Annotated in this window: 23 protein-coding genes and 4 pseudogenes; 11 read left to right on the plus strand and 16 right to left on the minus strand. The window is 59.2% G+C overall.

The window, feature by feature from the left end:
* Nucleotides 1-181 precede the first annotated feature (181 nt).
* Nucleotides 182-271, minus strand: a pseudogene (locus PYH37_RS00490) (hypothetical protein); the annotation flags it as partial.
* A gap of 154 nt (nucleotides 272-425) precedes the next feature.
* Here PYH37_RS00490 and PYH37_RS00495 point away from each other — a divergent pair.
* Nucleotides 426-587 (plus strand): hypothetical protein, encoded by a 162-nt coding sequence (locus PYH37_RS00495; protein WP_280731526.1) that lies wholly within the window; start codon nucleotides 426-428, stop codon nucleotides 585-587.
* A gap of 28 nt (nucleotides 588-615) precedes the next feature.
* On the opposite strand, the gene PYH37_RS00500 is transcribed toward PYH37_RS00495, so the two are convergent.
* Nucleotides 616-1,752, minus strand: a complete 1,137-nt coding sequence (locus tag PYH37_RS00500) for a thermonuclease family protein (protein WP_280731527.1) — start codon at nucleotides 1,750-1,752, stop codon at nucleotides 616-618.
* 283 nt (nucleotides 1,753-2,035) lie between these two features.
* Here PYH37_RS00500 and PYH37_RS00505 point away from each other — a divergent pair.
* The 3 genes and pseudogenes from PYH37_RS00505 to PYH37_RS00515 all read left to right on the plus strand — a co-directional run bounded on the left by PYH37_RS00505 (nucleotide 2,036) and on the right by PYH37_RS00515 (nucleotide 6,062).
* Nucleotides 2,036-3,102: pseudogene (locus PYH37_RS00505) on the plus strand (IS110 family RNA-guided transposase).
* A gap of 49 nt (nucleotides 3,103-3,151) precedes the next feature.
* Nucleotides 3,152-4,194, plus strand: a pseudogene (locus PYH37_RS00510) (IS110 family RNA-guided transposase).
* A 770-nt stretch (nucleotides 4,195-4,964) separates the two neighbouring features.
* Nucleotides 4,965-6,062: a nucleotidyltransferase family protein gene (locus PYH37_RS00515; protein ID WP_280731528.1), complete on the plus strand. Its 1,098-nt coding sequence runs from the start codon at nucleotides 4,965-4,967 to the stop codon at nucleotides 6,060-6,062.
* A gap of 526 nt (nucleotides 6,063-6,588) precedes the next feature.
* Here PYH37_RS00515 and PYH37_RS00520 read toward each other — a convergent pair.
* The 3 genes from PYH37_RS00520 to PYH37_RS00530 form a co-directional block, all read right to left on the minus strand.
* Nucleotides 6,589-7,611, minus strand: a complete 1,023-nt coding sequence (locus tag PYH37_RS00520) for an IS110 family RNA-guided transposase (protein WP_252746836.1) — start codon at nucleotides 7,609-7,611, stop codon at nucleotides 6,589-6,591.
* Between the two features lie 462 nt (nucleotides 7,612-8,073).
* The gene (locus PYH37_RS32315; protein WP_425336085.1) at nucleotides 8,074-9,027 is read right to left on the minus strand and encodes an extracellular catalytic domain type 1 short-chain-length polyhydroxyalkanoate depolymerase; all 954 of its coding nucleotides are present in this window, start codon (nucleotides 9,025-9,027) and stop codon (nucleotides 8,074-8,076) included.
* A 320-nt stretch (nucleotides 9,028-9,347) separates the two neighbouring features.
* A complete protein-coding gene (locus PYH37_RS00530; protein WP_280731529.1) occupies nucleotides 9,348-9,659 on the minus strand; it encodes a hypothetical protein in 312 nt (103 codons plus the stop codon).
* Nucleotides 9,660-9,931: 272 nt separating this feature from the next.
* Here PYH37_RS00530 and PYH37_RS32150 point away from each other — a divergent pair, with 272 nt between their 5' ends.
* Nucleotides 9,932-10,093 (plus strand): Thivi_2564 family membrane protein, encoded by a 162-nt coding sequence (locus tag PYH37_RS32150; RefSeq protein ID WP_342394645.1) that lies wholly within the window; start codon nucleotides 9,932-9,934, stop codon nucleotides 10,091-10,093.
* A 154-nt stretch (nucleotides 10,094-10,247) separates the two neighbouring features.
* Here PYH37_RS32150 and PYH37_RS00540 read toward each other — a convergent pair whose 3' ends face one another.
* From PYH37_RS00540 to PYH37_RS00550, 3 genes are all read right to left on the minus strand, one after another.
* Nucleotides 10,248-10,628 carry a hypothetical protein gene (locus PYH37_RS00540; RefSeq protein ID WP_280736693.1) on the minus strand — a complete coding sequence of 127 codons (381 nt, stop codon included), beginning with the start codon at nucleotides 10,626-10,628 and terminating at the stop codon, nucleotides 10,248-10,250.
* Between the two features lie 275 nt (nucleotides 10,629-10,903).
* Nucleotides 10,904-11,026 (minus strand): hypothetical protein, encoded by a 123-nt coding sequence (locus tag PYH37_RS00545; RefSeq protein WP_280731531.1) that lies wholly within the window; start codon nucleotides 11,024-11,026, stop codon nucleotides 10,904-10,906.
* Nucleotides 11,027-11,081: 55 nt separating this feature from the next.
* Entirely contained in the window at nucleotides 11,082-11,423 is a 342-nt protein-coding gene (locus tag PYH37_RS00550) for a hypothetical protein (RefSeq protein ID WP_280731532.1), read from the minus strand.
* A gap of 523 nt (nucleotides 11,424-11,946) precedes the next feature.
* On the opposite strand from PYH37_RS00550, the gene PYH37_RS00555 reads away from it, so the two are divergent.
* The 3 genes from PYH37_RS00555 to PYH37_RS00565 are packed head-to-tail and all read left to right on the plus strand — an operon-like array spanning nucleotide 11,947 to nucleotide 12,762.
* Nucleotides 11,947-12,234, plus strand: a complete 288-nt coding sequence (locus tag PYH37_RS00555) for a hypothetical protein (protein ID WP_280731533.1) — start codon at nucleotides 11,947-11,949, stop codon at nucleotides 12,232-12,234.
* Between the two features lie 12 nt (nucleotides 12,235-12,246).
* Nucleotides 12,247-12,465 (plus strand): hypothetical protein, encoded by a 219-nt coding sequence (locus PYH37_RS00560; protein WP_280731534.1) that lies wholly within the window; start codon nucleotides 12,247-12,249, stop codon nucleotides 12,463-12,465.
* 48 nt (nucleotides 12,466-12,513) lie between these two features.
* Nucleotides 12,514-12,762: a hypothetical protein gene (locus PYH37_RS00565; RefSeq protein ID WP_280731535.1), complete on the plus strand. Its 249-nt coding sequence runs from the start codon at nucleotides 12,514-12,516 to the stop codon at nucleotides 12,760-12,762.
* Between the two features lie 893 nt (nucleotides 12,763-13,655).
* Here PYH37_RS00565 and PYH37_RS00570 read toward each other — a convergent pair.
* Nucleotides 13,656-13,763, minus strand: a pseudogene (locus PYH37_RS00570) (LysR family transcriptional regulator); the annotation flags it as partial.
* A gap of 707 nt (nucleotides 13,764-14,470) precedes the next feature.
* On the opposite strand from PYH37_RS00570, the gene corA reads away from it, so the two are divergent.
* On the plus strand, nucleotides 14,471-15,436 hold the full coding sequence (gene corA / locus PYH37_RS00575) for a magnesium/cobalt transporter CorA (RefSeq protein ID WP_280731536.1): 966 nt from the start codon (nucleotides 14,471-14,473) through the stop codon (nucleotides 15,434-15,436).
* A gap of 52 nt (nucleotides 15,437-15,488) precedes the next feature.
* Here the strand turns inward: corA and PYH37_RS00580 are convergent, their stop codons facing one another.
* Nucleotides 15,489-16,280 carry a DUF1194 domain-containing protein gene (locus tag PYH37_RS00580; protein ID WP_280731537.1) on the minus strand — a complete coding sequence of 264 codons (792 nt, stop codon included), beginning with the start codon at nucleotides 16,278-16,280 and terminating at the stop codon, nucleotides 15,489-15,491.
* A 253-nt stretch (nucleotides 16,281-16,533) separates the two neighbouring features.
* On the opposite strand from PYH37_RS00580, the gene PYH37_RS00585 reads away from it, so the two are divergent.
* Nucleotides 16,534-17,814 (plus strand): NRAMP family divalent metal transporter, encoded by a 1,281-nt coding sequence (locus tag PYH37_RS00585; RefSeq protein ID WP_280731538.1) that lies wholly within the window; start codon nucleotides 16,534-16,536, stop codon nucleotides 17,812-17,814.
* Nucleotides 17,815-18,162: 348 nt separating this feature from the next.
* On the opposite strand, the gene PYH37_RS00590 is transcribed toward PYH37_RS00585, so the two are convergent.
* Nucleotides 18,163-18,456: a helix-turn-helix domain-containing protein gene (locus tag PYH37_RS00590; RefSeq protein WP_280731539.1), complete on the minus strand. Its 294-nt coding sequence runs from the start codon at nucleotides 18,454-18,456 to the stop codon at nucleotides 18,163-18,165.
* Nucleotides 18,457-18,576: 120 nt separating this feature from the next.
* Here PYH37_RS00590 and PYH37_RS00595 point away from each other — a divergent pair, with 120 nt between their 5' ends.
* Nucleotides 18,577-19,467 carry a LysR family transcriptional regulator gene (locus tag PYH37_RS00595; RefSeq protein ID WP_280731540.1) on the plus strand — a complete coding sequence of 297 codons (891 nt, stop codon included), beginning with the start codon at nucleotides 18,577-18,579 and terminating at the stop codon, nucleotides 19,465-19,467.
* A 172-nt stretch (nucleotides 19,468-19,639) separates the two neighbouring features.
* Here PYH37_RS00595 and PYH37_RS00600 read toward each other — a convergent pair whose 3' ends face one another.
* The 5 genes from PYH37_RS00600 to PYH37_RS00620 form a co-directional block, all read right to left on the minus strand.
* The gene (locus PYH37_RS00600) at nucleotides 19,640-20,554 is read right to left on the minus strand and encodes a sugar phosphate isomerase/epimerase family protein (protein ID WP_280731541.1); all 915 of its coding nucleotides are present in this window, start codon (nucleotides 20,552-20,554) and stop codon (nucleotides 19,640-19,642) included.
* Between the two features lie 30 nt (nucleotides 20,555-20,584).
* On the minus strand, nucleotides 20,585-21,715 hold the full coding sequence (ugpC, locus tag PYH37_RS00605; protein WP_280731542.1) for a sn-glycerol-3-phosphate ABC transporter ATP-binding protein UgpC: 1,131 nt from the start codon (nucleotides 21,713-21,715) through the stop codon (nucleotides 20,585-20,587).
* A gap of 30 nt (nucleotides 21,716-21,745) precedes the next feature.
* Entirely contained in the window at nucleotides 21,746-22,633 is an 888-nt protein-coding gene (locus PYH37_RS00610) for an ABC transporter permease subunit (protein WP_280731543.1), read from the minus strand.
* Between the two features lie 7 nt (nucleotides 22,634-22,640).
* Complete coding sequence (locus PYH37_RS00615; RefSeq protein WP_280731544.1) at nucleotides 22,641-23,531, minus strand: carbohydrate ABC transporter permease; 891 nt, start codon at nucleotides 23,529-23,531, stop codon at nucleotides 22,641-22,643.
* Between the two features lie 78 nt (nucleotides 23,532-23,609).
* Complete coding sequence (locus PYH37_RS00620) at nucleotides 23,610-24,953, minus strand: extracellular solute-binding protein (RefSeq protein WP_280731545.1); 1,344 nt, start codon at nucleotides 24,951-24,953, stop codon at nucleotides 23,610-23,612.
* Between the last annotated feature and the right edge of the window lie 137 nt (nucleotides 24,954-25,090).

The following is a 25,090-nucleotide window of genomic DNA, read 5'->3' on the forward strand; positions in this document are numbered from 1 at the left end:
CGTTGCCGGCACGTCCTGGCATGACCTGAATGAAGGCCATCGCCTTGTCGGTGTGGATGGGCGCCGCGGTCGCGGGCTGAGCTGCTGCGGCTGCCAAGGCCCGCGGCGGCGGCGTGAAGCGCCAGGAGGCTACCACCGCGAATATCAGGAGCACGATCACCGTTTCTCCAGCAATCGAGCGAACCAGTCGCTTCGTGGCGCGGCCATCGCCTGCCGTTGCCCGCTTGGTAAGACGCCAGCGATTGGCTGCAGCCAGCAGGAGCAATCCCATTACCGAAGCAAGCTTGATCAGGAGCACACGGCCGTAGGTCGTCTCGATCAGTGCCTACGGCCTCTGCACCTGCACGGCGGCCAAAGTGACGCCTGCGACAACGAGCACAACAGCGACGGTTCTCGCGCGGGCGCATCCTTCGGCTTGACCCGTCATGTCACTCTTCCGTCCTCCGAAAGCATCGCGCGCACCGTTGCGGCCGGAGCGCGCCCGCGAACTTGCCCGCGAGGCAGCGATCCTCGCCGATACAGACCTCGTCCCCGCTCAGGTCAGGATCGCGGCCGCGAATCTGAAGCTGATTGCTGAGAAGCTATAAGCGGTGCCACGCTGCTGCTACCGGTAATCTACGGGTAGGGCGTGAGGAAGCTCGCCGGCAGCGGCCGCTTCTGGTTGTCGACGATCGTCACCGGCCGGGCTTCGAACACCACTTCACCCGGCTTGTAGCGGAACGTGCCGTCCGGCCCGATGAGGGAGCCCATCGACAGTTTCCGGGCAAGCGACCAGTCGCCGTTGGCGGCGATGAAATCAGCCAGCATGACGACTTCCTCGTCATTGCCGCGCATATAGTCGAGAAGCGTCGTAGGCTCGCCCAAAGCCTCCCGTCGACCGACCCAGTCGATGCAGCGCCGGTAGAGCTTGGGATCGAAGCACTTGGAGCGGAAGGAATCCGTACCACGGATTGAATTGGAGCCGTTGTCGTCTTGGTCGGTGTCCCGCATTGACCGCGACGTGCAGAGCCCAGGCTCGAAATCGCGCAGGTGGCTTGAGAGATTGCTGCGCAACGGTGCTCGCCTTGCCCCACTCGTCCCGTGCGATGCATAGAGTTCCGTGAGCCGCTGCATTTCCGCGACCGTCATGCTGCCGTAGAACGAGCAGAAGGCGAAACCTTCTTGCAACGCGACATCGTTCAGCACGACGTCCTGCCCATGCTGCGAGAGCGTCACATAGCCCACGATGCGCCCGTAGACGTCGGCCGCACCATTGATGCTGTCCGCGAAGATCTTCAGCTTCGCCGATACTAGAACATCCGGACTGTCCTTGTCGAATGGGCCTACGCCAAGTTTGGAGCGAAGGCTATTGGCAAAGAAATCGGTCGACAGCTTGCCGTAGGGCTGCCGATAGGACATTTGCCGAGCCAGGTGCTTGGCAATCCAATTGCCGTAATCCCCGTCGAACATACCTTCGCGGTAGTTCGGCGAGTAGTGGGTCTCCGGTGCATCGATGCCCTGCAGGCGCACGGAAAAGGAAGTGCCCCCGCTCCGGCGCAGGATCGACCGGAATCTCTCTTCGCCTGGGTCGTTGTCATCCGGCTGGAAGGTGCCGCCCCGCTCGAAGAACGCGCCAACCTTCAACGCCGCTCCGTCTGAAAAATAGGTCGCAGTGGTCAGATCGGGGATGAATTTTAGTGTATCGACATCGGACGCGCCATGCGGCCAATACTGGGAAATATCAACGTTCCCGGTAATCTCGACATAGCCCATGACTGCCCTCCGAGTGAGAAAGAGAGCATCGCTGAAGCAAGTTTAATTTTCAAGTTATGCCTCGATGACGGTCACCTGTAGTTGCGATCGCAAACGAACGACCTGGACCTTGCTGTAGTCTCTGTTCGGTTTTGATCCTGGGAAATTCCCGTTTTGTGCTGAAAAGATGGTGTAACGGGCGGAACCCGGCCCGGCAGGTTTGAAGGGCCGGTGGTCGTCCCTGACAATGATGGTGTCGCGGAGTCAGGAGTGGCCTGCTCCATAGCAGCACGGAGAGACGACCATGAAGCAGTATGCCGGCATCGACGTATCACTGGAAGACGCCAGTGTGTGCGTGGTGGATGCGGATGGCCGCATTGTGCGGGAAGCAAAGATCCTCAGCGAAGCCGATGCGCTGATCGCCTGGTTCGGCGCGCACGGCGTGGCGATGGAGCGCATTGGTCTGGAGGCCGGCCCTTTGTCGCAGTGGCTCCATGCCGGGATGGTGAAAGCAGGTCTTTCCGTCGAGCTGATCGAGACGCGCCACGTGCGTGCAGCCTTTAAGACGATGCCGGTGAAGACCGACAAGAAGGACGCGCGGGGCATTGCGCAGTTGATGCGGCTTGGCTGGTTCAGACCGGTCCACTGCAAATCTCTTGCCGCCCAGGAGGTGCGGGCTCTGCTGACCGCCCGCAAGCTCATTTCGGGCAAGCTTCACGACATCGAGATGAGCCTCCGGGGCATCCTGCGCGGCTTCGGCCTCAAGGTCGGGGCGACGACGCGGCGCACTTACGTGGGGCGCGCATCCGCGCGCTGATTGCAGGCCATTCGACCCTGGAAGCGATCGCGACGGCCCTGCTGAAGGTGCGCGACGCGCTTGTGCATGAATTTGCAGGTTTTGAGCGCAAGCTGCGTGCCATCGCCCGCCAGGATGAGAACGCACAGCGGCTGATGACGACGCCAGGCGTTGGCGTCCTGGTGGCGCTGACGTTTGTCGCGGCCGTCGATGCGCCGGAGCGATTTCGCTCCTCACGCGCGGTGGGGCCGCACTTCGGATTGACGCCGAAGAAATATCAATCGGGCGACACCGATCATAGCGGTCGCATCTCGAAGATCGGCGACGGCAGCGTGCGCACCGCGCTCTACGAGGCGGCCAATGTCATCCTGACGCGACCGGTCAAAGGTTCCGATCTGAAGGGCTGGGCGTTGGCGGTCGCCAGACGTGCCGGTCCCAGAAAGGCGCGCGTGGCGCTGGCCCGCAAGCTGGCGGTGGTGTTGCATTGCCTGCTCAGGGACAGAACATGGGGTAATCGCGGCGCGACCGCCCCAAGCAGATGCTATCGGGGGTGGTTGCTCCCGATAAGATGGTGAAACGGGCTCACGATGGGAAACCGGGCCCAACATCAGATGGAGAGCAACCATGGACCAGTATATTGGGCTTGATGTTTCATTGAAAGACACAGCAATCTCGGTTCGGGAGGACGGCAAGCGGATCTGGCGGGGAAAGTGCCCTTCGGACCCAACGCTTCTGGCCGAGCTTATCCGCAAGCACGCGCCGCACGCCAGGCGCGTCGTCTTCGAAACGGGGCCGCTGTCGACGTGGTTCTACCATGCCCTGACGGCCGAAGGGGCTCCGGCGATCTGCATTGAAGCGCGGCACGCGCAAAAGGTATTGAACGAGACACTCAACAAGACCGATGCCAATGATGCCGATGGTCTGGCGCAGCTCGCAGAAGCCGGCTTTTACAAAGCGGTTCGGGTCAAGTCGTTTGACGCTATGCTGACCCGCGCGTTGGTGGCGGCCCGCAATCAGCTCCTGAATCTCTCAACCCAACTCGGCAATCAGATCCGCGGTGTCATGAAGACCTTCGGCCTTATCGTACCCAAAGGCACAGGTCGGGTTTTTGATACCCATGTTCGAGAGCTCCTGGAGAGGCAAACTTCTCTGGCACAGATCATTTTGCCCTTGCTTGATGCGTGGCACAATATTCGCAAGCGTGCGGCCATTCTTGACCGTCAGCTCATTGCAGCGGCGCGGCAGAGCCCGGCTACGAAGTTGTTGATGACAGTTCCAGGTATCGGCGCCATTACGGCGGTCTCTTACATCGCCGCCATCGAGGATCCGGAAAACTTCCGAACTTCGCGCTCGGTTGGCGCCTGGCTCGGGCTGACCACCCGCCGCTATCAGTCGGGCGAAGTCGATTATGACGGCCATATCTCACGCAGAGGCGACAACCGGCTGCGCGGCTGCTTTACGAAGCGGCGACAACGCTGCTGACGAGAACCAGTGCCAGAACTGAGAGCAGTCTCAAGAATTGGGGACTTAAGCTGCGCGAGCGGCTTGGCTTTAAGCGGGCGGCTGTGGCCGTCGCCCGCAAACTCGCGGTTATCATGCATACCATGCTCAAGACGGGAGAAACCTTCAATCCTTCAGCCGGCACCAACGCATTAATGAAGGTCTGACAGCCGATTACTCTCCGCGCATCACCTTTCTGGCGCGACAAGGCGTCCCTGTCGTGGACGTAGGTCTGGCCATTCCGTGAAGTTGGCGGCAGCTCCCAGAGACTGCGCGCAGAACATAGGAAGACCTTGCCTGCGAAGACCATCATGCGGCGGGCTTGTACCGACCGCGAAGACAACCCTGTTCCCGACATACGATTGCTCTCACGTCAAAATGGAGCGCTGGGCGACGACTAAGAACATGAATGCGCCATATGACGTTGCCGAATCCGTGCCGCGCTGGCATTCGGAGCTCATCGCGCATACTCAAACGCGATTGACTCGTGAGCCGCGATCAGACAACCAACTTCATTGCGCATAAGGGAGCGCCAGCCCTGGCGGCTTGATCGGGAGGAGACGACAAGGCAGGCTTTCGGACGGGCACCGCCATCAGCCTCCGCAGCAAGGCCCCTTCGCCGGGACGATGGATGGGTTAGGCCGCTATGCGATCAGCAGCCCGCGGTGACTGCGCCGCTAAAGCTTGGCCAACCGGTCCTCAGCAGACCCCATAGAGCAGCGGCAAAGCGCCGACTGCGGACAGAAGCAAGCCCTCGGCGAGGGATTAAGCGCACAAGGGATTGACGCAAAGCCCGTTACAGAAGATCGCATAATGTATCATCGGGAAGCTGATCAAGTTATAAGATTTTCACGATCGTCTTATAGTAGGCGGCTCTTGCCAGCGAATCGAGGTGCAGTTATAAGAAAATTGTATAAATCTTATAGCGAGCTTGCTGATGAAGATGATCGACCTGATGTACCGAACAATGTTCGCGGAGCTCGTTCAGCGTAGCCTTGATGCGTCGTTTGAGACAGATTTCTCCACGTCCGGCAATTTCGTCCGGGTTCCTGTGAAGGGAAGATATTACTGGTATTTCGAGGAGACCCAGCCAAAGAAAATACGGAAATATGTCGGTCCGGCAGATGATCCGGAGATTGCAAGACGTGTGGAGAGTTTCCAAAGCATCAAGGATGATCTGCGCGGTCGTCGAAAACTGGTGTCGACCCTGACCCGGGAGGCAGGGCTGGCGGGTCCCGACCGGTTCACGGGAGACGTGGTCGCAGCCATGGGAGCAGCCGGCATCTTCCGCCTACGCGGTGTTCTCGTCGGCACGGTCGCATTCCAGACCTATGCTGGACACCTGGGTGTCCGGCTGCCCGGAGCCTCGTTGCAGACCGGAGACGCCGATTTCGCTCAGCATTATTCGGCGTCCTCGACTATCGAGGACAGCCTGCCGCCCGTCATCGACATTCTGAAGAGTGTTGACGCTACTTTCAGGGCGATACCACACCGATCAGACCCGCACAGGATCACGCAGTTCGAGAATGCCGCCCGATACCGGGTCGAATTCCTCACACCCAATCGGGGTTCCGATGATTATGCCGATCATGCCAGCCCCATGCCCGCTCTTGGCGGGGCGTCGGCACAGCCATTGCGTTTTCTCGATTTTTTAATCCATGAGCCCGTCCGGACTGTCATGCTGCATCGCTCGGGTGTTCCTGTGATCGTGCCATCGCCGGAGCGCTATGCAGTGCACAAACTGATCGTCGCCTCCCGCAGGCAGTGGGATGTAAACGGCATCGCGAAACGGGAGAAGGACGTGTATCAGGCCAGCCTCCTGATCGAGGCACTGGAAGCCACACGCCGACAAGAGGAACTCGCAGAGGTCTTTGCCGAAGCTTGGGGCAGAGGTCAGAGCTGGCGCGCCGCGATCCAGAAGGGCCTTAGCCTGCTTCCGGAAAAAAGAAAGGCAGCGGCCAAGCTAAGTATTGGAGACGCTCTATCGTCAATCGGGGCGGAACTCGAAGGCTTCACCGACGCCGCCGTTAAATAGCAGATAAGCTCGTTGGCGGGTTTTTGGCTGCGTTTCCCCCTTTGCATGAATGGCATTGCTGCGATTCTAGACTCCAGGATCTGCAGTTCGAATCCTTTCAAGGCGAGGGATAGGAGCCGACATCCCGGCTGGGCGGCGTATCGCCGGCTTCCGATCGTCTCAGTCGGGTGGAATCCGGAAATTCGCAGCAAAAGTGCCAAATGGCTGCTTTGCGCCAAACAACGGACCGGTCGAATGAATTGCTTGTCTGATCGCGGCGTCTGCGGTTCGACTTGATTCATATGTGGACGCCCCTATGGCAAGGGCCTTTTGTCGGGGATGGTTTGATCGGTTGCTTTCATATGTCCGGCCTGTTTGTGCGGCGTAGAGTTTGACCGCTGGCCCTGATGGAAATCCGCCGGTGAGGTCCCTGATCAAGCTGGCGCGCTTTTGAAGCGCATTGAATCAGACGGGTTGGCCTCACCATTGGCTCGATCGTTACACATCATCGACTGCCGTTACCAATTCGGGTTGTCTGGGATCGAACTCAGGCCGTCAGCTCATGAGCCCTATAAGCTTCCTTTCGGGTCAGTACGACCCATGCGATCCGCGCGAGCTTGTTGGCGAGCGCGACGGAGACGAGCCTGAACGGCTTTTTCTCCAAGAGCTTTCTGATCCAATTCGCCATGGGTGTTGCCTTGTCCTTCGTGTGACGGATGACGGCGGTAGCACCGACAACCAGCAATCGGCGCAAATATCGGTCTCCTTGCTTGGAGATGCCACCGAGCTGGGTTTTGCCCCCTGTCGAATGCTGTTGCGGCGTCAGGCCGAGCCAAGCGGCAAATTGCCGACCTGAACGGAATTGATCGGGATCGGTGACGGTGGCAGCAACAGCCGTGGCCGTGACTACGCCGAGGCCGGGGATCGCTGCGAGCCTACGACTGGCTTCGCTGTCGACATGCCAAGCGTGAAGTTGCTGATCCAGCACCGCAATCTCATCGGTAAACACCATGATCTGCCGGATCAGAATATCCAGCGAAGTGCGTGCATAAGAAGGTAGGCCGTCCTCATCGGACAGCGCTTGCTGCGCCAGCTTGGCCAGATTGGCAATGCCGGGATTGGCGACAAGGCCGAATTCTGCCAAATGCGCCCGCAGCGCATTTGCGACCATGGTGCGCTGGCGAACGAGCAGCGCTCGCGCGCGGTGGGTCATGAGAATGCCCTGCTGCTCCACCGTCTTCACAGGCACGAACCGCATCGTCGGGCGCTGCACGGCTTCGCAGATTGCTTCGGCATCCAGCGCGTCGCTCTTGCCACGCTTGACATAGGCCTTCACATAGGACGGCGGGATGAGCCGGACCTCGTGCCCCATCGCCGCGAGCGTGCGAGCCCAATGATGCGCTGTTCCGCACGCCTCCATCCCGATCAGGCATGATGGTAGCTTTGAGAAGAAGGGCAGCATCTGCTTCCGATGCAACCGCTTCACGAGCACGGTGTTGCCTGTCTCGTCGATGCCATGCGCCTGAAACACGCTCTTGGCCAGGTCCAATCCCATGATCGTGATCTTCATCGTGAATGCTCCTCTTGCTGCTTCGGATGACAGGTCGGCATCATAGCCGCAGCCGGTGCGGGGGCGTCCACATCATCAAGCCGACCAGTCGAACGGGTCTGTTATGATGGGACTTCGCGACGGAGCGATTGAAACTGATGCGGCGACATGTCGGTTCCGCCCGAATATCGCTGCCAGGAATGTTGCACGAGCCTATTCAGGGTGAACGATCCACATCTCGGGTCGCGATCGCATCAAAGGGTGTTGGGCAGAAGGTTGTGCCGGTCGTGGTGGTTTCGACGGTCAATGTTCCATCGATGGTCACCAGTTCCGTCCTGCACGTCGCCGTGAGGCGCCTGATGTTTGCGGATCGAAGGCCGATCGATGGGACCGCTTTCATCGAGGCCTTTTGACCGCGGCAATATCTCGCGCCGTGCGGACAGCGCACCCGCATAGGTGCATTCGTCAGGCCGCCGATTGCCCTCATTCCTGCTCATCGAGGAAGAACCGCACCATTTGGGAACAGGCATCCGGACCATGCGGATCTGTATACGATCCAGCGGAATGGCCGCCGGACCAGGCATGGCCAGCACCGTCCACCAACCAATATTCGACCGCCGGCCTTCCCGCGGTGTCCACGACAATGGTTCTTGCATAGGTCCGGCTGGGGGATCGGCCGGATTCCTTCCGGACGGTCCATCCCGCGCCAGTTGGCGTTGCCGCCGCGACGATTCGATCCGCATTGGAGGGATGTACCGTCCGATCCGCACTTCCTTGAAAGACGATCGTCCGGAGCCGGTGCCCATTGGCGAGCCGCTTCGGACTGGATGCAAGACCGCCTTCGCCGCGCATCGCGGAGAAAGCTGATATGACGTCGTTGGCCGACGCGTAGGCCAGGCCGGAATGAATCCCCGCGGCCGAATAGATCGGGATAGATCTCGCCCATGACCGCCGCCATTGCGCCCCCTGCTGATAGGCCTGCCACGAAGACTCGGCTGCGATCGAGGCCAAATTCCGACATGACCTCCATCGTAATTCCTGCAATGATCGAGGGTCCCCCGTCGTCGCGCATCTGGTCGACGGGTCTGAACAGTTCCAACAGGACGACGCATTGTTAGCCCCGCTTTGACGGGGATAGGCAACCGCCAGGCCATGCGTCTCGGCCACCGCGTTCATGCCGGTTCCTGCAGCAAAGTCTTCGGGATCCTGCTTGCAGCCATGAAGCATGATGACAAGGCCGCGCGGCCGATCGGGTGCGGATGCGGGAACGTAGAGCCTGTAGGTTCGTGAGCCGCGGTGCAGGTAAAGGATCGCGCCAGGAACTGTGCCCCGTCCGGCACGACTGGCGGGACCTGTTTTGCCAGTCCCGGCAGGTCGACGCCGTGTAGCGATCCAAAAAACGCCCTCGGCGCGTCTGAGACGAAGCCGATGTCTCATATCGGCAAGGTCCCCGAGACGAATACCTTCAGGGCGATGGCGATGACCCAAGCGGTGATGCCGCAGGTCCGCGACTAGATCCGCTGTTGTCGTCAATGTGACCTCCAGCGTCGCGCTTGCCTCTATGCCATTCGCCTCGGCCTATACCGCGAGCAAGTTGGCCATTGAGGGATTTACGCCCACGACCGATGAATGGACGGAGGTGCTCGTCAAAGAAAGGGTGAGCAATTTTGTTACCACTCTGCTGATCTCGTTTACGTATGACCGAGCCTGACGCAACACATGATGGCGTTGTCCTACCAAGAGAGTGCGAGCTGAACTCAGTCCTCAGCGCGATCGGACTTGATAAACCAGGGGAACCAACTCGACGGTCTCGGCTCAATAAGCGAGGCTTCGCTCCTTGGTTCCCCTTCAAGAGAACGAATGTCGCGCAGAGCTTCGCGAAGCGCCTGCCCTTGAGGATGATCGCCGGCAACCTCAAGAAAGCCGGATATCGACCATCTCGTCTCGGTACCACCAGAGGCGATGTTAGCGCGATGGATGACAATATGCTCGCCCGCAGCCCGATCATGCTCGAGAAACCACTTGTCGCCATTCGAGCTCTCTGCAAATTCCTTCGGTCCTTCTAGCATTCTCGGCTCCTCACATCGCGGATGAAGATCTTGATCACAGCATCATTTTTGATAGGGGCAGGCTCTACATGCTGGTTACCGGGGACCGCAAACAGTTCGTCAAGCTTAAATTCACCCCTTTGCCCGATGGAAATGGGCCCGATGGCAGCGAGCTTTTCGAGGGGCAAAATATATCACGGGTGATATCCCTCGCATTACAGAACTCAGGCATATTTGCACCTTCACTGCCGAAAAGGCAGTTCGTTCAAAGGACCTGGGGCATGTCCATCTTAATCAGCATCATAATCAGCAGCCTGATCACTGGCCTTGTCATCGCCCTGCTGCTGTACCTCGTGCAAAAACTGCCGATTGACTCGACGATGAAGCAGATGGCTCAGATCGTCGTTGTAGTCGTCGGCGTAATTTCGTTGCTCAGCTATCGGGACGTAAACTGAAGGGCGCGGGGCTGCCCGTACTCCCAGCCGCCACTTGAAATTCAAATGTCAACAATTGATCCGACTTCTGCGCAGGCACAAGAGGGCAGGGTCAGCCGGGGTTGAGATGCGCGAAAGGTCCAAAACACTGCTGAGCCGGCTCGCTAGAGCCGTGCTAGATCATCTCATTCCGGTCCTTGGTCGCTTTTGCCCGCCGTCTCGTGCCGTCCGAGTCATTGCTACTCCCGCCCGGAATTTTGCTGCGCGGCGGTTGTTCGATTGCGCTGCCTTCATTATCCCATTCTTCAAGTGAATCCCTCCTCCGCGCCGCGGACTTACGATCTGGGGTGACTACGTCGAAACCCGCCAACGCTGCTTCGCTGATGATGGCATCCATGAGGTCGATATCCGAAATATCCAGATCAGGGAAAACGCGCCGCACTGCGCCAAGGGCTTCAGAGGTCGCAAGCGGCCGGGCTTCTTTTTGACATGCGCTCAGAAACGCGCTGATAGCCGCGCGCACCTCAGGCGATATCTCGCGGGAGTGCTTTCTCATCATCACCTCCCAGTGCATCAACGCTCTTAATCTAAACGGTGCCCGCGTCTCAATGTTCCTGATTTCTCGCGAACACGCCGCCGGACGACGGCAAACCGGACAAAGTGCTGACAGTCGCCCAGGAACTCCCAGTGCCGGAGTTGCCGGATGATTGCCTCACCGCCGGCGCGCCGATGTTCTTGATGAAGACCGAGAGAACCGAGCCGGTCGTCACGAGGATTACAACCTGTGCCTGCGTTCGAGCTTAGTAGAGCGATGCGCGCATGATCAGAAGACTACAGGATGCGTCCGAACAGGACGGAATAGACAACCACTGCAATCGCCAGAGTCAAGGCAAGCGATACCAACAGGCGCGTAAAATCGTAGGTATAGAAGCGGGCGGGAATGAGATTTTTCATTGCGAGTTCCTAAGTTTCGTTTGGTCGAGATGCCCAAGTGCCGGATCACCGCGCCTCAAGACAGTGAGCGACTGCAACTCGTGCTGACCCTGCCGAGGATGTCCGCTGGAACTTGGATATCGGTCATAATGTTTGCTACGAGTTCGTCGCGCTTCGCACGATTGTCGTAGCCCTTAAGTGCTGCGAGGTCGGTGCTGCTGGCAGTTGCCATTCGCCCTGCCGCACTTGAACAGATGCCCGCAAGCGCAGTCACTCTGGCCTCCTCGGCCGCCTGGGTGCTGGCGGTCGTGGTGGTAATCCATCCAGCATTGAATCCGATGATCGGCGCTGCGAAAAGTCCTACGACTAGACCGATCGCGTAGGGTTTGGTCCGCTCAAGGACTTGATCGAATGTCATGATTTCATCCCCTCTAATCAGGTTGATTATCGGGATCGTTGCGGGCCCGTGCTCGGACCAGGAGCCACTGGCAATCCGGATTTGTTACGGTGCGCCCTAAAAGAGTTAAAGTAAACACTAATTCAACTGTTCACCCGAGAATACGTTTCAACTAGTGATCGCAGAAAATCTGGGGTGGGTGGTGAAAAAATCAGCCCTCTTATATTTAAAGAATCTAAGCATTGTTTTTTGAATAGGCATTATTTTACTTAAAAAAAACATAGTAAAACCACATTCAAGGCCCACGAAAATTGTGATGGTTTTTGAAGCCCCACTTGCTTTTTGCTTCATCAGAGGCGATGCACCAAACGCACCGATCTCGATTCCGCTTATCGAAGTGCGGGCCCGCTGTGCGGGCTTGGTCCAATGAGGCTGTAGCGACAGGAGCTGGTCCGCGCTGCAATTGGCGCCGAACCGCCTCATCCTGGCTGAACTCGCGCCCACGTACGCCACAGAAAAGTACGCCATAGAAAAGGAGGGCAACATGTTTGCCCGGACGACACATCGAACAGTCCATTTCGATCTACCATTCTGGATGCCTGACCTCGGTGAGATGGTGGCTCCTGGCGACTACCAGGTCGATGAAGACGAGGAATTGATCGAGGGCATCTCCTGGCTCGCCTATCGCCGTGTGGCGACCTTTATCAAGCTACCTGCCACGGCCGAGAACAAATACCGAATGCGTCTGATAGCGATCGATTCTAAGGAGCTTGAACGCCTGATAGCAGTCGATCGCCACGAAGCCGCAATCTCGCCGTCACCCGAACGATAAAGGCAACATTCAATGCGTCGCCATCGATTCCCGATCGGCTTGTCAGTGCGCCTTAAAGATCGCGCAAATATTTCACCCCGCGCGGCCGAAACCTATCGCATCACTGCCAAGCTCCCTTTGAGAGACGACTCGCCCCAGTATCGCATGCGCAATGATGAACTCGGTCAAGAGCGCGTGAGCAACGAAGATAATCTGGAGCCGATTGAACGGGGCCTGACGCCCAATAACTGAGAACCGTACTAGTTGTGGCGCAGGCGACTGCCGCAAAATGAGCTGCTGATGAAAAGCAAACACGAAGAGCACGCGCTCGCCATCAGCGCTTGGGAATCCGAAGGGGGCGCGCCGAACAGATCCGGACAGCGCGATCAGTACGGCCGCCGTTTCGACGGAGACGGAACCTATACGATCTATCACCTCTTCACGGGAGAGACTGCAGAGGTCGGCCCCTGGAAGATGGAAGGGCTCAGCCCCAAAAATGCAGGGCGGGCGCTGCGTATTCTCAATAACCCACCAGAGGCTACAGTCTAGGCGATGCGCGGATATCCGAGCGATATAGTTGCGGCGCTGAGTGAGGCGGAAGTGAACGCTCTTCGGTGCGTATACGAGATCGTTTGCACCGAGTTCGGAATTCCTCGAAACGGAAAACAGGCTCAGCGGCTTGCGAACTGTCTGCTGGCGGACTTTCGGCGTTATCCGTTGAACGAAGAGACGCTGCTCTTGGCCGCGCGGGCATTCTGCCGGGATCCAACGAGAGAGCCAACCGGAAGGGGCAACTCGTTCAGCGAGGCAACAAACTAAAAACGAAGTGTTGAAATTGGATGTTGCAGCTTCGGACACCGCTTCAGGCCGGTTGAAATCCCAAATCCCTCTATCTTGGCCATCGACGCAGTTGTCTATTTCACGTTTTACGGCGTGTTCTGGTAGTGGAGCGAGGCCGTTTCTGGACGCTTGATCCGATCCTAGAACAGAGCAAAACCCGCCGAACAGCGGGCTTCACTATGGCAAGATTAATTTCAAACTTTTAACAGGGTCTTCTTAAAGCGGGATCGTGCGCCATCCCGTTGCACGAGTCCGGTAACATTTCGGGGGTTTCGAACGTAGGCGACATTTAGGCGATCCCGCCCGATGGATTTCTTGTTGCCTGGCATTCGCTCCCTCCCTGTTGGCCGGGATATCGCCGGCTCAGGAAGGCGGCGCTTTCCTTTTCAGCTTGAAGGAAGGAGCGACGCCCCAAGGTCGCCGCGCCTAAATAGCGGCGGCATTCCGGAGGTCGACAATGGGTCGAACTTTCCGGTTCCCATCCGTCTTGGACGGTGGAAACAAGAAGTCCAACGCGAATGGTGGAACAGCCGCATGGCGATCAGAAGAATCATCCGGCGGATTCCCATCCTGCTGCGAAAAAAGGGCAGCGCTCGCCGATGTCAGGTCAACGATCCCGCAAACCGCTCCGGCCATCGTTCGCGTTGGAAGACCTCGGCTATGTAGTCGATGAACACTCTCGTCTTGGAAGGCAACAAGGTCCAGTCTGCTGCGGCGCTCATATTCCAGCCGCCACGGCAGCGCATTTATGAAACGGATCGAGTTCCTTGTGCAGCCTACGGCTCGAGCTGAACCTGGCGGCGTCGAGCAGGCAAAGAACGAAGGGATGCGAGAACGCAGAGCCGTCCGATGGTGGATCGCCGCAGTCTCGAAGATCAGATCAACATTAGGCCGTGACCGCAATTTTGTCGCCGCCCGCAGTGTATTGCTACCGTACTCATTTCTTGTGCGTCCGTTTTCCGGCGCCATTGCTGTCCTTCCGAATCGGGTGGACGTGTGACCGCTTAGGGTCGTTTTTTCGCGTTCACCCACCGTCGCAGAAGGGTGGGGAGCGGAAGCTCGGTGCGGACGCGCTTAACGGCGGCTTTGCGTGTCGAGGTGGACTTCCCGAGATCCGCGGATCGGGGGCTCCAGGGCCGTCCCGATGCGGCTTCGCCAACCTGCATGCGGTGCGGTGGCCCTCCAGGACGGGCGCTGGCGTTGCCGGTCTCCTACCACAATCGGACTCCCGTGAGAGCTCCGAACGCTGTCAGGCGTAGTGGGAGCGATCATCGGGTAAACGGCGGCAGGATTCCGTTTCACCGTATTGTTCTGGCGGTTCACTGTGGCACATTGCGAATAGCTCTCCCATTAGCTCTAGGGATTTCAACCCATGGCCACTCGGCCATCCTGCCGTAAGCAGAGAAGAAGGAAATTCATGTCTGTAGTTGCCTCGTTCATGTACCGGGATGGGAAGCGCGCGGAGAAACTGCCGGTCTTCCCCACGCCGATCGCCTTCAACGACAATGAGTTCTGCTGGATCGGCCTCTATGCCCCGACGGCCGAAGAGATGGCGACGCTTCAGCAGGCCTACAGCCTTCACCAGCTTGCCGTCGAGGACGCGCTCAATGCGCACCAGTTACCGAAGGTCGACATCTATGGCGAGCAATTGTTCGTAGTTGCCAAGACCGCGCACCTCGAGGGCGACAAGATCGCCTACGGTCAGACAGCGCTGTTCGTCGGCCGGCATTACATCATCTCGGTTCGCCAAGGCTCGGCGCGTGCGCACAGCGCGCTTCGCTCGCAACTGGAGGCCTCGCCGCAACTAATGCAAAAGGGGCCGGATTATGTGTTGCATGCGATCATCGATTTCATCGTCGATGGCTACTTGCCCGTCGTGCAGACGATCGAGGACAAGGTGCTGGCGATGGAGAAGCACATGCTGGTCGCGTTTCTCGAGCGCGAGGAGATCCGTCGGATTTTTCGTATGCGCCGGCAGGTCATCCTGTTCCAGCGCATTCTCGGACCGATGTCCGAGGTGGTTGGCAAGCTGGCAAATCTGGATTTGCCGTGCATCGACGATCACGCCAAGCCCTATTTCCGCGACGTGCTTGACCATGTCCGGCGCGTCGAGGCCATGGTCAGCGGCCTGCGCGAGGTCATCACCTCGGTGTTCGAGGCCAGCAACCTTCTGGAGCAGCAGCGCCAAGGCACGATCACCCGGCAACTGGCCGCCTGGGCCGCCATCCTTGCTGTCCCGACGGCAATCGCCGGGATTTACGGTATGAATTTCGAGCACATGCCGGAATTGGAAACGCGCTACGGCTATTTCGCGGTGCTCGCAACGATCGCGCTGCTGTGTTCTTTCCTATTTTACCGCTTCAGGAAAGCCGGCTGGCTCTGATGTTGGCCGTTCGATCTCAGTTGTGGATGCCGAGGAAATCAACAAGCGCTCCCTAACGATTCTGCTCGGGATAGACGCGGTCCAGCGGGGTAGGCCTCAGCCTTTCGCCCATCATGCAGTCGGTGGCAGGCTCTTCGGCTGCGAGGCGAACACTCGCGGCTGGCGAGTGGCCGCTGACTTCCAGGATCAACTTCTGACGAATGGCGATTCCGAAGTCCTCCGGCTCATGCACGGCAAGAACGAACGAGCCAGGACCGCCAATGACGCAATCGCCGTAATATTGATCAAGAGGGCCAATAGACGCCGACGGCCGAATGAGAATCGCCAGCCCATTGATGATGATGCCGCGGGCCAGCGCTTCAGCGCGCACGGGCGTGACCGGCGGTCCCGAATTGTTCGGTCCGTCGCCGGAAATGTCGAGTATCCGGCGTTCGCCGGAGAACTCATTCGCTTCGATAAGCGACGCGCCGAAGATGATGGCATTGGAGACGGAGGTCGCGCGCCGTGTCCCGATGGGCCGTACTTGCAGCCTGGCGGCGAAAGCTTCGGCGTCCTCGGCTTCGTCAATCACCTGCCAGGGGATGACGGAATCCTCGTTCACCAGCCCAGCCCATTCGAAATACCCGAGCGCGATGCGCCCCAGGTGGCCGCCTTGCACCGCGTTGATGAAGTCCGGGTGTCTGAGCGCCTCCAGATAGCCGGCGCGCTGTACGCGCGCTTCCTCCATGTCCATCGACCCCGAAATATCAACGGCAAGCAGGAGCTCAACATCGACCTCCTCGGCTGCCGCTGCCTGGATCAGGACTGCGCCTAACGCCAGGATGAGTGCGATCACCTTGAACATCGCCTCGGCCCCATGTTGGATGAGACGTGCGCATCGGCAGGGTTCAGGAACAACGGCCTCCCCGCAGCATTATCTTAGCTGCTCGCATTGCCGGCGCAAAGGCGTCGCCTGAAGTAGGCCCCAACTTCGTCAGGAGCATGGATGCCATCGGGTTCTGCAGGATTTCGGCTCAAGGTACCCGGACTCGATCGCCGGCCGGAGAACACGCCTCACGCGCGAGCCAGAAGCGTGCACCGGGCCGAGGCCGCATGAAATGGCGAAATTGTCATCGGCTCCCTCTTCTGAAAAGCGGCCTGCATTCCATCTCCTCAGAAAACTTCGCACTGGCCTGATCACCGGCGCGGCCGACGATGATCCGAGCGGTATAGCAACGTACAGCCAGGTCGGTGCCCAGTTCGGCTTCACCCTCGGCTGGGCGATGCTGTTCTGCTATCCGCTGATGGTGGCCGTCCAGGGCGTCAGCGCCGGGATCGGCGCTGTGACCGGACAGGGCATTGCGCAGAACCTGCGCCAGCATTACCCACTGTGGCTCGGCAGGGTGGCCGTGTCGCTGTTGTTCGCTGCCAACTTCATCAACATCGGTGCCGATCTCGCCGCCATGGGCGCGGCGTTTCGTCTCCTGTTGGATGGTCCGCAACTAATCTACGTCGCGATCTTCGGCATTATCAGCGTCGTCCTCGAGGTTTTCGTGCGCTATCGCCGCTACGCCTTGTTCCTCAAGTGGCTGACGCTGTCGCTATTTGCCTATGTCATCGTCGTCTTTGCCGTCGAGGTCCCCTGGTCGGAGGCATTGCGCGGCGTCTTGGTCCCGCAGCTCGCCTTTGACAGCGGACACGCGATGGCTTTGGTCGCCATCTTCGGGACGACGATCAGCCCGTACCTGTTTTTCTGGCAGGCCGGTCAGGAGGTCGAGGAATTGCACATGCGGCGGCGCGAAAGGCTCGCGGCTGATCCGAAGGCGGCAGACCCGGAACTCGCGCGCATTCGCCTGGACACTCTCGTGGGCATGGGGTTCTCCAATGTTGTCGCGCTGTTCATCATTCTGGCGACGGCCGCAACACTGCATGCGAACGGAATCACGCAGATCGAGACCTCGGCAGAGGCGGCAGAGGCTCTGCGGCCGATCGCCGGGGAATTCACCTTCGTCGTGTTCGCCGCCGGAATCATCGGAACGGGGTTGCTGGCGGTCCCGGTTCTCGCCGGTTCGGCCGCCTACGCCGTCGCTGAACTGTTCCAGTGGCCCGAAGGACTTGATCGTGCACCGCATAGGGCGAAAGCGTTCTACGGCACCATCGCGGCGGCGACGCTCGGCAGTGTCGCTCTCTCATTCACCGGACTGGATCCGTTCCGGATGCTCTACTGGAGCGCCGTCGTCAACGGCATGCTGGCCGCGCCGCTCATTGGCATAATGACGGTGATGGCGCTCAACCCGCGCATCATGGGGCGGCTGACCGCACCTTGGTGGATGGCCAGCCTGGCTGGCCTCACGGCGATCGTTATGGGGCTTGCGACGCTCGCAATGTTTCTGCTCTAGCCTTGAGTGCTGCTGAAGAGCAGCATCAGCGCGCTCCGAATTCGCCAGGTGAGCAAGCTTGCCGCGGTGCGGCGCGTGTGAGGTTCGAGATGGCCCGGAACTCTAATCTCTCATGTGAATGCCTTCGCCGAACCGGCATTGCGACCGTACGCGGTGCGCGGGCTAGGAGAGCCATTCGAGCGAAAGCAATCGCCGCAGCGGCGCGTGGGAATCTACTATTGGCGAGGGGCCGCTGTGGGTCGAAGGGAGCCGTTCCCTGTGCACGGTTTGTTGCGAGGATGTTCACGTTCTAGCTAAGAAGATCGCATAATGTATCAACGGGAACAGTTTGAGTGTCCCCTTTGGTGGCTAGACAGCCTTGTTGCCCAAGCGCACACCGCTGCCACCGTCGGGGGCCGGTCCTTCGTCAAAGAAGACAATCCCGCGCTCCTCATAAACGCGCCTGATCGCTTCCACAGTGACGGGCTGAGGCCCGCGCGGACCGACTTCATCTTGCTCGATCCTGCTGACCGTATTGGCTGTGACTTTCGCCAGTTGGGCGACCTCTCGTACTCCGAGCTTCAATATTGCGCGCGCGGCTCGGGCCTGAGCAGAATTCACGGTGACCTCGTATTCATTTCGATACAGCGTATTGACAAACATCCGGACGCAATATAGATACACTGTATCGACATCTGCATCAATGATTCCGAGCGGTTTGGCTGGGCGGATTCCGTCCGGCGTGTCAACGCGCGAGCAGATTACGCGCTAAGGGAAGGCTGCATGGAACTGCGCCAGCTGAGTTATTTCGTTGCGGTGGCCGAGGAGCTACATTTCGGCCGGGCAGCGGCACGGGTGCACATCGCCCAGCCGGCGTTGAGCAATCATGTGCAGGCGCTAGAGAAGGAACTCGGTGTCCAGCTTCTCACCCGGACGACCAGACGGGTGGCGCTGACCAGGGCAGGGGAGGTGTTTCATGATCGTTGCGTCCGGATCTTAAGAGATGTCGATCTCTCCACCGAGGCCACCCGCTCGGTCGCCGGCAAGAACGTCAAGAAGATCAAGATCGGCACCATCTATCCGGCGACCATCGGCGTGCTGCCTTCCTTTCTGGCAAGGATCGCAAGGAAATACCCGGAGATCCAGCTGCACATCTCCAGCGGCTCGACCGATGGCATCATCCGGAGTATCGAGACCGGCCAGATCAATCTCGGCTTCATCCGGCCGGTCGAAAACATCGGCGCCTTACGCTTCTTCTCGATCGCCCAGGAGCGCTATCTACTGGCGGTGGAAAAGCAAAGCGCGCTTGCCGCTCGATCCGAGATCGGCATTGAGGATCTCAGAGACCAGAAGATCATCTCCTTTTCCAGGGCGAACCTCTCCTATACCGAGCGCTATTTTGCGGGAAAGTTCGAGGAGCACGATCTGACGAAAAACATCGCCTATAGCTGCGACGACAGCTTCTCGCTCGTCTCGCTGGTCTCCGCCGGTCTCGGCATCGGCTTCGCGCCGGAATGGACGCAGGATCTGCCGAACCGCAATTTCGAGCTCAAGAAGGTGCGGGGCGTCGACTTCCGGATCGGACTTGGGGTCGCCTGGAACAAGGAGGATCCGACCGCCGCGCGCGACGACATCATCGACATTGCAAGATCGCTGGCGCGGCCGGGAAGGTGAGGGGGAGGCGGTCTTCGCCCGCCCAAACGGAGCAGCTTGCCGGGCGCAGTTGGTCCCGGTTTCCGCCTTTCAGGCGGCTGACGCTAAACTTGGGGTAATCGCGGCGCGTACACTCTCTCCTGCGGATAGCCAGTGGCGGCCCCGAACGTGCCGCCATTAACTTCAGCGCTTGTCAGGCTGCCCGCTGACGCATGAGCAACGCCGCAAGACGCCTTGCCCGTTCGAGGCAGGTTGGCTGCTGGTCTGCAAATCGCTCCGCGCCGATTTCCATGATCAGCGTCGTATCCGGCAGGAATGCCAGCTCGGAGAAGATGTCTTCCCATGGAATGTTGCCCCAGCCGATCGGCAGATGCAGGTCGCCGATGCCGAGCGCGGTTGCCTCGGCCGGATGATAGAAGCGCTTCATCGAATAGGGCAGGCCAAAGCTATCATGCACATGCAGATGCCCGGTCACCGGTGCCATGTCGCGCAACTGTTCGCGAAAATCGAGATTGCGGAAGGTCGCTTCGATATAGGCATGCGAGAAATCGATCAGTGCAACGACGTTATCCGAGCCGATCGCGCGAACGGTCGCTGCCACCTGGCTCGGCGTCTGCCGATACTGGCCGCTTTCGGTGGTGAAGATATTTTCAAGGGCGATGCGCACACCGTAACCCTTGGCGATTTCGGCCATCTCGGCGAGCGCCTCACGTTCAATCTGGTCGAGATCTCCGCCATTCTCGCCATCTGCAACCTGTGCGGCGCCCGAATGGTGCACGAGAATGCCGGCGCCGAGGCGATTGCACAGTTCCAGCATGGCCCGCACGATCTTCTTCTGCAGATGCAGATGCTCCCGGTCCATGAAGTTGGAAACGATCTGGCCGTGCAGCGACAGCTTCCTGAAGTTGTACTGGCGGACAATCTCTGTGACGCGCTGTGTCCGGTCCTCGATGATCCGGCCGCCGCTGATGATTTCCTCACCATAGATGCCGATCTCGCAGGCATCGGCGCCCGTATCGGCGATTTCCCGCAAGGACGCATCCAGTATGGTCAGATCACCGTTGCCGGTCCGGTTGCAGAAACCGATGGCGGTTATGATGTCGTTCATGACAGGTTCTCCTTCGAGACTTGCAACAGATCACGCGACGGTTGCAAGTGCCGGGATCCCGGCCGGATTTTCCTTGGCGCCGGTCACGGGCCCGACGTCTATCCGTCGCCCGCTGTCGCGGTCGAAGACATGCAGTTGCGATAAGGGCAGCTCCAGGCTGATCCGATCCCCGGGGCGCACGGTCATCTGCTCGCCGATGATGGCGGCAAAGGGCTGCCCATCGATCTCGGCATGAACGACACGGCCGGAACCGAGCTCTTCAATGAAATCCACCTTCGCCGACACGCCGGTGCCGGCCTGCACGACCACGCATTGCTCCGGGCGGATGCCGACAGTGACGTTCTTTCCGCGCAATTGCGCGGCGAGGGCGTCGTCGATCGGCAGCTGTGCATTCCCGAACCGAACCATGGCGGTCCCGGCTTCGACGCGGGTTTCGAAAAGGTTCATCGCGGGCGAACCGATGAAAGACGCGACGAAGACGCTTGCCGGCCGGTGATAGATGTCGAGTGGTTGGCCGACCTGCTCGACACGGCCCTTGTTCATCACCACCAGCTTGTCTGCGAGTGTCATCGCCTCGACCTGATCATGCGTGACGAAGATCGACGTTGCCGACAGGCGCTGGTGCAGCTTGCGGATCTCGGCCCGCATGGTGACACGCAGCTTGGCATCGAGGTTCGACAAGGGCTCGTCGAACAGGAAGACCTTCGGCTCGCGAATGATGGCGCGCGCCATGGCGACACGCTGACGCTGGCCGCCGGAGAGAGCCGCAGGCCTGCGGGTGAGATAGTCGGACAGGCCGACGATCTTCGCCGTCTCTTCGATGCGCTTTTCGCGCTCGGCCCTGGACACGCCGGCGACCTTCAACGCATAGCCGATATTTCCGGCAACGGTCATATGGGGGTAGAGCGCATAGTTCTGGAACACCATAGCGCAGCCGCGTTGACGCGGCTCCAGCTTGTTGACGACGCGGCTGTTGATCGCGATCTCGCCTGCGGTGATTTCCTCAAGCCCTGCAATCATCCTGAGAAGCGTCGACTTGCCGCAGCCGGAAGGGCCTAGGATGACCACGAATTCGCCGGACGCAAAGGAAAGATCGACGCCATGCAATGTCTTCGATTTGCCATAGGATTTGTGGACGGCGCGGATATCAATGTCAGCCATAGTCTTGAACCTTGTTTGTTAAAGCGTGGATCATTTTTCCGTGGCAACCAGGCCACGTATGAACCAGCGTTGAAGCACAGCGACGACGATCAGCGGCGGCGCCATGATGATGAGAGAGCCGGCGAGCGTGACGTTCCAGTCCGGCGTTCCGTTCTCCGAGGGCAGGAGCGCTACCAGCGACATCATCGTCGTCTTGTAGGACGGGTCCGTGATCATCAGCAGCGGCCACAGGTACTGGTTCCAGCCATAGACGAACATGATGGTGGTGAGCGCCAGCATGTTGGTGCGCGACAGCGGCAACAGCATGTCGAAGAAGAAGCGCACAGGACCGGATCCGTCCATGCGCGCGGCCTCGGCAAGTTCATCCGGCAGCGTCATGAAGAACTGGCGGTAGAGAAACGTGCCGGTTGCGGTCGCAATCAGCGGCAAGCTCAGGCCGGCATAGGAATTGAGCAGGTTCCATTCGACCGACACTTCGATTCCCGTGAGAGCGGCAATCAGGAGGCGGAACGGGTGGAAGAGATCCGCGGCAACGGCGTAGGTCGGCACCACGCGGACTTCGAGCGGCAACATCAGCGTGATGAACACCATCCAGAAAAAGAAATGCTTGAGGGGTGTGCGAAAGAAGACGATGGCAAAGGCGGTGCAGGCCGACAAGACCACTTTGCCGAAGGTAACGAGGCTGGCCATGATGAGGCTGTTTGTCAAAGCCGTGGCGAGGCTGGCGCGCGACCAGGCGGCAGCGGCGTTCTCCAACAGGCGGTCCTGCGGCACGAACTGGAACGGCACGCTGTTGACCTGCTGCAAGGTCTGGCTGGCGCCGGCCAGGATGACGATGAAGGGCCCGATCAACAGCAGGAAACCGAGGACCATCAGCACATAGGTGAACGCATCGGCGAAGGGGGTGCGCTGGATCATGATCGGCTCACTTGTAATGCACCCGCTTCTCGATGAAGCGGAACTGGATGAAGGTGAAGACCATGATCAGGCCGATCAGAACGATGCTCTGGGCCGAGGCGCCAGAATAGTTCAAGCCCTTGAAGGCTTCATCGACGATGCGGAAGACCATCACCTCCGTGCCGTGATTGGGCCCGCCGCCAGTGGTGTTGTGCACGATACCGAAGGTGTCGGCCCCCACGAAGCCTTCCGTCATCATGATGACAAGCAGAAAGAACAACGTCGGAGCGAGCATCGGAATCTGGATATCCACGGCGCGCCGGATCGGACCGGCACCGTCCATGGCGGCCGCTTCTGTTAGCGCGCGCGGGACCGATTGCAGTCCGGCCAGCAGGAAGATGAAGGTATAACCCGCCCATTTCCAGGCAAAGATGATGATCACAAGGACGAGTGCATGGCTGCCGTATTTCGCCGGATTCCAAAAATCAGGGAAGATGGCATTGACCGAGGCCATCAGCCCGCGTTCAGGCGAAAGAATGAAGCGGAAGGCCATGCCGGCGGCAGGTCCGGCGATGGCGTAGGGCAGGATATAAAGGAAGCGGAACAGACCGGAGCCGGGAAGCTGACGCTCGACTGCGAGCGCCAGGACAAGGCCGACGACGATTGTGAACACCGTTCCGCAGAGGGAGAAAATCAGGCTGACAACCACCGAGTTCCAATAGAAGGGATCGGCGAACACGTCTTGGAAATTGGCCCATCCGACGAATTCTGCCGCACCGCCGAAAGGTGGCTCGAGCGTGAAAGCCCACTGCATCACCGCAACTGCCGGCCAATAGAAGAAGAGGAGGATCAAAGCAATCTGTGGCAGGGCGAACAGGATCGGCAACCACCAGCTTTTAAAAACGGAATGCTTGTCCATGGGTGACTTGAAACCATACAGGAAAGAGAAGAGAGCCCGCCGCGCGAAACCGGCAGGCTCTCAGAGTAGGGCGGGGTTTTAGTTCAGCTTTTGCCCGGCATAGGTCTTTTCGAAGCGGCGCAGAACGGCGTTGCTGCGCTCCACGGCCTGATCGAGTTCCGTCTGCACGTCGGCGTTCTGCATAAAAATTGCTTCGAGCGACGTCGATACTTCCTTGCGGATCTGCGTGAAGCCGCCAAGCCGGATGCCGCGGGTGTTCTGCGACGTCGGTGTGTAGGTCAGGCTCTGGATCGCGAATTCGCGGCCCTTATAGGGAGCCTTTTCATAGAAGCCGTTATCCTTCATGGCGTCAAAGCCGGTCTTGGTGACCGGGATGTAGCCGGTGACCGTCGACCACCATTCGGCCATTTCCGGGGTGGCGATGTAGTTCAGGAATGCTGCAGCGGCCTTGTATTCGGCTTCCGGCCGTCCGGCCATGACCCACAGCGATGCGCCTCCCACGAGCGAGTTCTGGCGCTCGGTGCCTCTCCAGACCGGAAGCATTGCGACTTCCCATTTGACGCCTTCGGGCAGCGTCTTGCCGACCGTGCCGTGGTCGGCAATCGACGTCTGGATCATTTGGCAGGTCTGTGAGGTGAAGGAGGGCACGGTATCCATGCCGAGCTGCTTGGTCTTGACGACGAACAGCTTCTCGTCGGCCATTTTCTTGAAGAACTTCACCTGATCGACGAACTTAGTCTTGTTGATGACGAGTTCGGCGTCGAGGCCTTCATAGCCGTTGCCCTTGGTGGCGATCGGTTGGTTGTGGATAGCGGAGAACTGCTCCATCATCGGCCATGTGTCGAAATTGAAGCCCATCGGGCATTCGAAGCCCGCGGCCTGCAGTTTGCGGGCGGCTTCCTCGACCTGTTCCCAGGTGTCCGGCTTGAAATCGATGCCGGCTTTCTGGAAAGCATCGACATTGTAATAGAACATGGCGGTGGAAGAGTTGAACGGGAAGGAGTTCAGCTCGCCGGCAGCGGTTGCATAATAGTTGGCTATACCGCCGAAATAGTTGTTCCAGTCGATCGTGTAGCCATTGTCGGCCATCAGCTTCTTGGCGGGCACGAAGGCGCCGGACAGCATCAGGTCGAGCGTGCCGGCATCATAGATCTGGGTGATCGCCGGGTGCTTCTTGGCGCGATAGGCGGCAATCGTATTCTGCAGCGTCGTGTCGTAGCCGTTCTGCGAGGTGCAGACGATCTCGAAGTCGGTCTGCGCATCGTTGAACTTCTTGCATGCATCCTGCACGCGCTCGCCCAGATCGCCGGAGAGGCCATACCAGAATTCGAACTTGGTTTTCTCGGCGAATGCCGGAGAAGCACCGAGTGTGGTCGCGGCCAGAAGGCCCGCCAGGAAAGATTGAATGACGGCGAGTTTCATCACAAGTGCTCCTTGGAAGTATGACGATCAACCAGCTGGCGCTTTGCTACCGCGCTTCAGTTCGCTTTCTGCTAGCAGCCGAGTGTGACAATCCGTCCTAGCTTCCGTGATGAAATGATGAAACCCACATGGCGTTC

It is taken from the genome of Sinorhizobium numidicum, from assembly GCF_029892045.1.
In the GTDB taxonomy this organism is placed as follows: Bacteria; Pseudomonadota; Alphaproteobacteria; order Rhizobiales; family Rhizobiaceae; genus Sinorhizobium; species Sinorhizobium numidicum.

Excerpts from the sequence above, each read along its gene's own strand:
- PYH37_RS00495 (WP_280731526.1), top strand. The coding sequence starts at position 426 with ATGTCACTCTTCCGTCCTCCGAAAGCATCGCGCGCACCGTTGCGGCCG.
- PYH37_RS00500 (WP_280731527.1), bottom strand. The coding sequence starts at position 1,752 with ATGGGCTATGTCGAGATTACCGGGAACGTTGATATTTCCCAGTATTGG.
- PYH37_RS00515 (WP_280731528.1), top strand. The coding sequence starts at position 4,965 with ATGAAGATGATCGACCTGATGTACCGAACAATGTTCGCGGAGCTCGTT.
- PYH37_RS00520 (WP_252746836.1), bottom strand. The coding sequence starts at position 7,611 with ATGAAGATCACGATCATGGGATTGGACCTGGCCAAGAGCGTGTTTCAG.
- PYH37_RS32315 (WP_425336085.1), bottom strand. The coding sequence starts at position 9,027 with ATGAGACATCGGCTTCGTCTCAGACGCGCCGAGGGCGTTTTTTGGATC.
- PYH37_RS00530 (WP_280731529.1), bottom strand. The coding sequence starts at position 9,659 with ATGCTAGAAGGACCGAAGGAATTTGCAGAGAGCTCGAATGGCGACAAG.
- PYH37_RS00540 (WP_280736693.1), bottom strand. The coding sequence starts at position 10,628 with ATGAGAAAGCACTCCCGCGAGATATCGCCTGAGGTGCGCGCGGCTATC.
- PYH37_RS00545 (WP_280731531.1), bottom strand. The coding sequence starts at position 11,026 with ATGAAAAATCTCATTCCCGCCCGCTTCTATACCTACGATTTTACGCGC.
- PYH37_RS00550 (WP_280731532.1), bottom strand. The coding sequence starts at position 11,423 with ATGACATTCGATCAAGTCCTTGAGCGGACCAAACCCTACGCGATCGGT.
- PYH37_RS00555 (WP_280731533.1), top strand. The coding sequence starts at position 11,947 with ATGTTTGCCCGGACGACACATCGAACAGTCCATTTCGATCTACCATTC.
- PYH37_RS00560 (WP_280731534.1), top strand. The coding sequence starts at position 12,247 with ATGCGTCGCCATCGATTCCCGATCGGCTTGTCAGTGCGCCTTAAAGAT.
- PYH37_RS00565 (WP_280731535.1), top strand. The coding sequence starts at position 12,514 with ATGAAAAGCAAACACGAAGAGCACGCGCTCGCCATCAGCGCTTGGGAA.
- corA (WP_280731536.1), top strand. The coding sequence starts at position 14,471 with ATGTCTGTAGTTGCCTCGTTCATGTACCGGGATGGGAAGCGCGCGGAG.
- PYH37_RS00580 (WP_280731537.1), bottom strand. The coding sequence starts at position 16,280 with ATGTTCAAGGTGATCGCACTCATCCTGGCGTTAGGCGCAGTCCTGATC.
- PYH37_RS00585 (WP_280731538.1), top strand. The coding sequence starts at position 16,534 with ATGGCGAAATTGTCATCGGCTCCCTCTTCTGAAAAGCGGCCTGCATTC.
- PYH37_RS00590 (WP_280731539.1), bottom strand. The coding sequence starts at position 18,456 with ATGTTTGTCAATACGCTGTATCGAAATGAATACGAGGTCACCGTGAAT.
- PYH37_RS00595 (WP_280731540.1), top strand. The coding sequence starts at position 18,577 with ATGGAACTGCGCCAGCTGAGTTATTTCGTTGCGGTGGCCGAGGAGCTA.
- PYH37_RS00600 (WP_280731541.1), bottom strand. The coding sequence starts at position 20,554 with ATGAACGACATCATAACCGCCATCGGTTTCTGCAACCGGACCGGCAAC.
- ugpC (WP_280731542.1), bottom strand. The coding sequence starts at position 21,715 with ATGGCTGACATTGATATCCGCGCCGTCCACAAATCCTATGGCAAATCG.
- PYH37_RS00610 (WP_280731543.1), bottom strand. The coding sequence starts at position 22,633 with ATGATCCAGCGCACCCCCTTCGCCGATGCGTTCACCTATGTGCTGATG.
- PYH37_RS00615 (WP_280731544.1), bottom strand. The coding sequence starts at position 23,531 with ATGGACAAGCATTCCGTTTTTAAAAGCTGGTGGTTGCCGATCCTGTTC.
- PYH37_RS00620 (WP_280731545.1), bottom strand. The coding sequence starts at position 24,953 with ATGAAACTCGCCGTCATTCAATCTTTCCTGGCGGGCCTTCTGGCCGCG.